The 4,418-nt window shown below is 61.5% G+C and carries 4 protein-coding genes; all 4 read right to left on the bottom strand.

Annotated features, from left to right (window positions below; all coding sequences use genetic code 11):
• Positions 1-1,145: glutamine--fructose-6-phosphate transaminase (isomerizing) (gene glmS, locus EN906_RS24310; protein WP_127375435.1), on the bottom strand; the 1,145-nt coding region annotated here is incomplete at its 3' end.
• A 177-nt stretch (positions 1,146-1,322) separates the two neighbouring features.
• A complete protein-coding gene (glmU, locus tag EN906_RS24305) occupies positions 1,323-2,681 on the bottom strand; it encodes a bifunctional UDP-N-acetylglucosamine diphosphorylase/glucosamine-1-phosphate N-acetyltransferase GlmU (protein WP_127268353.1) in 1,359 nt (452 codons plus the stop codon).
• 309 nt (positions 2,682-2,990) lie between these two features.
• Complete coding sequence (locus EN906_RS38460; RefSeq protein ID WP_236382805.1) at positions 2,991-3,266, bottom strand: hypothetical protein; 276 nt, start codon at positions 3,264-3,266, stop codon at positions 2,991-2,993.
• 79 nt (positions 3,267-3,345) lie between these two features.
• A complete protein-coding gene (locus EN906_RS24295; protein WP_127268355.1) occupies positions 3,346-4,092 on the bottom strand; it encodes a cytochrome c biogenesis CcdA family protein in 747 nt (248 codons plus the stop codon).
• Positions 4,093-4,418: the final 326 nt, after the last annotated feature.

Here is a 4,418-nt window from a genome sequence, read left to right as displayed (position 1 = left end):
GATTCGCGCGCCATGGTCGATTCGCGCACATTGACGATCGCGCCGATCTTCATGCCGGCCTTGCGGCAATAACGCAGCGAGGCCAGCGTGTCGGCAGTCTCACCGGACTGCGAAATGAAGAACGCCGCGTCGTTCTTCGACAATGGCATTTCGCGGTAACGGAATTCGGAGGCGACATCGATGTCGACGGGCAGGCGCGCGTCGCGCTCGAACCAGTATTTGCCGATCAGGCCGGCAAGATAGGCGGTACCGCAGGCCGAAATCGCCAGCCGGTTGATCTCTGCGAAATTGAACGGCAGATCCAGCGGCTTGGAGACGCCGCCGACAAAATCGAGATAATTCGCCAAGGTATGCGAGATCACTTCGGGCTGCTCATGGATCTCCTTCTCCATGAAATGGCGCCGATTGCCCTTGTCGACCATGAAGCTGGTCGAAAGCGACTGCTGGCGCTTGCGGTCGACCTTTGTGCCGTCGATGTCGAAGATGGTGACGCCGTCGCGGCGCACCACCGCCCAGTCGCCATCTTCGAGATAGGTGATCGAATTGGTGAACGGTGCGAGCGCGATGGCGTCGGAGCCCAAAAACATCTCGCCATCGCCATGGCCGACAGCCAAAGGCGGACCATTGCGCGCGCCGACGATCAGGTCCTCGTCGCCCTTGAACATGATTGCCAGCGCAAAGGCGCCTTCCAGCCGCTTCAGCGCCTGGTGCGCGGCCTCGACCGGCTTCAGGCCTTTGGCGAGTTCGCGCGCCACCAGATGGGCGACGACCTCGGTGTCGGTCTGCGAGGAGAAAGAATAGCCATCGCGGATCAGTTCTTCGCGCAATTCGGCGAAATTCTCGATGATGCCGTTATGGACGATGGCGACACCGTCGGAAAAATGCGGATGCGCATTGGTCTCGTTGGGCACGCCGTGTGTCGCCCAGCGTGTGTGACCGATGCCGATCGTACCGTCGAGCGGCTCGTCCTTGAGCCGGCGCTCGAGGTTGATCAGCTTGCCTTCGGCGCGGCGGCGAGCAAGCTGGCCGTGCTCGATGGTGGCGACGCCGGCCGAGTCATAGCCGCGATATTCCAACCGCTTCAGCGCGTCGACGATGAGCGGCGCAACCTGCGAGTGGCCGACGATTCCAACGATACCGCACATGCAGACAGCCCCCGAGTCCCCGTGGAAAACCAGCGCTATTTAGGGATGGCCGGCCTGCCGCGAAAGTCACATTGCATTTCGTCCCGTGTAACGGAACGCTCATTCTTGTCGATGCACCATGACAGACCGCTCTTGCAATCCGGTTACTGCAATCGTTCGGTTTTTTGCGGGCTGGTCTTACTTTTTCTTCGCAGCCGCGGCCGAAGCAAAGCGTTCGCGCAATTCCTTGCCCTTGCCCGGGATCGTCTTCTGGCGAGCACGGCCGAAGGCCAGCGCATCGTCGGGCACGCTTTCGGTGATCACGCTGCCCGAGGCAATGTAGCCGCCCTTGCCGATGGTGACAGGTGCCACCAGCGACGAATTAGAGCCAATGAACGCGCCCTCGCCGATGTCCGTGAAGAATTTCGAATAGCCGTCATAATTGCAGGTGATGGTGCCGGCGCCGATATTGGCTCCCGCGCCGACGCGGGCATCGCCGATATAGGTCAAATGGTTGACCTTGGCGCCCTCTTCGATAACCGCCTGCTTGACCTCGCAGAAATTGCCGACCTTGGCCTTGTCCCGGAGATCAGCACCCGGCCGCAGTCGCGCGTATGGCCCGACATCGCAATTGGACGCAATGGTGGCGCCTTCGATGTGGCTGAACGCATGTATCTTGGCGCCCGTCGCAATCTTCACACCCGGACCGAACCAGACATTGGGCTCGACGATCGTGTCAGTGCCGATCTCGGTGTCGTGCGAGAAATACACGGTCTCCGGCGCGATCAGCGTCACGCCCGACAGCATCGCTTCATGCCGCCGGCGCGCCTGCCATATGCCCTCGGCTTGCGCAAGTTCGGCGCGGTTGTTGATACCGAGTGCGCTTTCGAAGCTGGCTTCGGTGGCGACGACATCGAGGCCTCGCGCACTGGCGATCTCGACAATGTCGGTGAGATAATATTCGCCTTTGGCATTCTTATTGCCAACCTGATCGAGCAGCGTCAGCACGTGGGCGCCGGCCACCGCCATCATGCCGGCATTGCAGAAGCCGATCTTTCTTTCCTCCTCGGAACAGTCCTTCTCCTCGCGGATGGCCACCAATTTGCCGTCCTTCTCGATCAGCCTGCCATAGCCGGTCGGGCTGGGCGGGCGGAAGCCGATCACGACGACGGCGGCGCCCTCGGCCAACTTCAGCCGCGCCACGGTCAGCGCATCGGCGTCGATCAGCGGCGTGTCGCCAAACATCACCAGGACGTCGTCATAACCCTTTGATATCGCATCGCGTGCGGCCAGCACGGCGTGCGCGGTGCCAAGGCGCTTCTCCTGCACGAAAGTCTCGGCCTTCGGCGCGAACTTTGCCGCAGCCTTGCGCATCTCGTCGGCGCCATGGCCGATCACCAGCGCCTGGCTGCCGGCGCCGGCGGCTTCGGCTGCCTTCACCACATGGGCGACCATCGGCAGGCCGGCGATCTGGTGCAGCACCTTCGGCAGCACGCTCTTCATGCGCGTGCCTTCGCCGGCGGCGAGAATGACGGACAGGCAGGATCTCTGGCTCATGGAAGGGACAACCATATGAAAAGGGTTGGGAATCAAAGCATGCTAGCAGTGGCGCCTTGCTTCACCAATGCGGTTAAATTTCGGTGAGATGGCGGAGCAGCTGACTCTTAATCAGCGGGTCTTAAAACGGAATTCGGCAGTCAGCACACCTACAACAGGCCGTGTTTCCTGAATTCCGCCTGCTCGTCACCTGATATCCAGCCAAACACCTTCAGCTTGCCGTCGCGCTTTTCGACGAGATAGTTGACCGCAAAGTCGATGGTCACGGGACTCCCATCCTTGCGTTCATAGTCACCGGCCCAGTTTACCTCAGCCACGCAATGGTCCTGGTCGACAGGTGTCACAGAGACCTCCTTGCAGGTCATCCTCTTGCTGCCGAGGGCACGATAGGCCAAAACCCTTTGTCATGATGGCCTTCAACTGCTCGCCATTCTCGCCAACCATGACCGCTGCCGGCGTCACCGAGACAAAACCGGCCGAATACATGTCCGCGACGTCGTTGAGATCGACGGTGTCGGCGATCGCGTCATTGTAGATTTTCTCATAGACCTTGAAGAATTTTCGCACATCCGCCTTGGCTACCATTCTCGCCTCCCGGCTCGAAAAAGTGTTGATCAACGGTACTGCAAATGCGGGCTGCCGTGCATCGTTCCGCCGACGCGACCTACCCCAGCCGCCCCAGCACCGGGAAATTTTCCAGCAGCCAGTAAGACACCGTCTGCACGCCGCCGGTGAGGAAAAACACGCCGGCGACCACCAGCAGCGCGCCGATCGCTTTTTCGACGCGGCCGAGATGGACGCGGAATTTGCCAAGGAAGCGCATGAAGGCGCCGGAAAACAGGGCGGCGATCAGGAACGGGATACCCAGCCCGAGCGAATAGGCGGCGAGCAGCAGCGCGCCCTCGCCCACCGTCTCGCGGCCGCCGGCCAGCGTCAGGATCGGACCGAGCACCGGACCGATGCAGGGCGTCCAGCCGAAGGCGAAGGCCAACCCCATGACATAGGCGGCGACGGCGCTTGCCGGCTTGCCCTGCGACTGGAAGCGCGCCTCGCGTGAAAGCAGCGGAATGCGCAGGATACCGAGGAAATTCAGGCCCATGAGGATGATCAGCACACCGGCGCCCATCGCCAGCGGCTCCTGCCAGATACGCAGCAGCCGGCCGATGGTCGAGGCCCCGGCGCCAAGCGCGACAAAGACGGTCGAGAAGCCGAGCACGAAGGCGATCGAGGAATAAAGCAGCGCGCCGCGCGCGCCTTCCCTCGCCGTAGTTCCCGCATTGCCACGGAAATCGTCGACCGACACGCCGGCCATATAGCAGAGATAGGGCGGCACCAGCGGCAGCACGCAAGGCGACAGGAACGAGATGGCTCCCGCCCCGACCGCGCTGACATAGCCGATGTCCAATGCCATTTCCAGGAACTCCACTGTCGTGCCGCTGATATAGCGACGCGCAGCCTTGTCCACCAATCACCATTGTGTTGGCAAGATCATGCTTGCCGGGGAAGAAACGGCAGCCCCTGGGCGTTGACACAGCGAGGCCGCGATTTCCCGCGCGTCTCCAGATACCAGTCAGGGAGATTTCCATGAAAACCATAACCGCAGGACTGGCAGCGCTTCTGCTCAGCACCGCCGCATCCTTCGCCGCCGACGCGTGGAAGGAAGCCGAGGTCAATGGCACCAAGATCTACACCGACGCCAATGGCATGACGCTCTACACCTATGACAAGGACGAGAAG

The organism is Mesorhizobium sp. M7A.F.Ca.CA.004.06.1.1, from assembly GCF_003999135.1.
In the GTDB taxonomy this organism is placed as follows: Bacteria; Pseudomonadota; Alphaproteobacteria; order Rhizobiales; family Rhizobiaceae; genus Mesorhizobium.
This window is presented reverse-complemented; position numbering and strand designations above follow the sequence as displayed.

Excerpts from the sequence above, each read along its gene's own strand:
- glmU (WP_127268353.1), bottom strand. The coding sequence starts at position 2,681 with ATGAGCCAGAGATCCTGCCTGTCCGTCATTCTCGCCGCCGGCGAAGGC.
- EN906_RS38460 (WP_236382805.1), bottom strand. The coding sequence starts at position 3,266 with ATGGTAGCCAAGGCGGATGTGCGAAAATTCTTCAAGGTCTATGAGAAA.
- EN906_RS24295 (WP_127268355.1), bottom strand. The coding sequence starts at position 4,092 with ATGGCATTGGACATCGGCTATGTCAGCGCGGTCGGGGCGGGAGCCATC.